The following is a 1,257-nucleotide window of genomic DNA, read 5'->3' as shown; positions in this document are numbered from 1 at the left end:
TGTAGTGGCATAGTGAATTTGGCCACCTGAATAGACGAAGTGATAGACTCACTTCTGGAAAAAAGGTGGTAGAAATGAAGAACACAAGACCGACATTCAGTGCAGAGTTCAAATTAGAAGCTGCGCAGCTGGTAACGAAACAGGGATACAGCATAGCTGAGGCTGCAAGCGCGATGGGCGTCAGTAATTCAGCCATGCGTAAATGGGTAAACCAGCTTCGACAGGAGCAGCAAGGCGTATCCCCCAAAGGCGCACCGCTCACCCCCGAACAACAGCGGATCCGCGAGCTGGAGAAGAAAATCCGCCGCATTGAAGAAGAGAACACCATTTTGAAAAAGGCTACGGCTCTCTTGATGTCAGACTCACTGAACAGTTCTCGTTAGTCGAGAAACTCAAGAAGAGCCATAGCGTAAAACGGATTTGTTCAGTATTTGGTATTCACCGCAGCAGTTACAAGTATTGGCGAGGCAGACCTACCACCATTGACTCGAAACAGGTGAAACTGCACAGCTTGGTGCGGGAGGCTTATGAAGCCAGCAATGGGTCAGCGGGTGCCAGAACCCTGGCTGATATGGTGACGACTGCTGGCGTGAGGTTGACACGCTATCGTGCCACAGGACTGATGAAGAAGCTGGGGCTAGTGAGCTGCCAGGTGCCGCAACATCGCTATAAAAAGGCAGACAAGGAGCATGTCGCCATTCCTAACCTCCTTGACCGCCAGTTTGCAGTGACGGCTCCCAATCAAGTGTGGTGTGGCGATGTGACCTATGTGTGGACAGGCAAACGATGGGCTTACCTTGCCGTTGTTCTGGACTTGTTTGCACGGAAACCGGTGGGGTGGGCGATGTCATTTTCGCCCGATAGTGCGCTAACAAGCAAGGCACTAACCATGGCCTTTGAGGCGCGAGGAAGGCCGAAAGACCTAATGTTCCATAGTGACCAAGGAAGCCACTATACCAGCCGCCGCTTCCGCCAACAGCTCTGGCGTTATCAGATTAAGCAGAGCATGAGTCGACGAGGAAACTGCTGGGACAACAGCCCGATGGAGCGCTTCTTTAGAAGCTTAAAAACAGAATGGATACCGATGACCGGCTATCGGGATATCGGTGAGGCTCAGAGTGAAATTTCGCGATATGTGACGGGGTATTACAGTCAGCTGAGACCACATCAATATAACGGTGGGCTGACACCCAATGAGTCAGAGCGAAGATACTGGCTTGAATACAAAACCGTGGCCAATTTTAGTTGACCACTACA

General features: G+C 51.2%; 1 protein-coding gene. It reads left to right on the top strand.

All coding sequences use genetic code 11. From position 1 onward, the window contains the following. Positions 1-74: 74 nt before the first annotated feature. Positions 75-1,249, top strand: a protein-coding gene (locus GNT65_RS20415; protein WP_160799002.1) for an IS3-like element ISSlo2 family transposase whose coding sequence is annotated in 2 segments (ribosomal slippage) — positions 75-333 and positions 333-1,249 — 1,176 coding nt in all. Because the reading frame shifts where the segments join, the coding sequence is not laid out codon by codon here. Positions 1,250-1,257 lie beyond the last annotated feature (8 nt).

It is taken from the genome of Shewanella insulae (assembly GCF_009831655.1).
Classification (GTDB): Bacteria; Pseudomonadota; Gammaproteobacteria; order Enterobacterales; family Shewanellaceae; genus Shewanella; species Shewanella insulae.
Note: the sequence above shows the minus strand (reverse complement) of the source record. Positions and strands in the feature narration are given on the sequence as shown.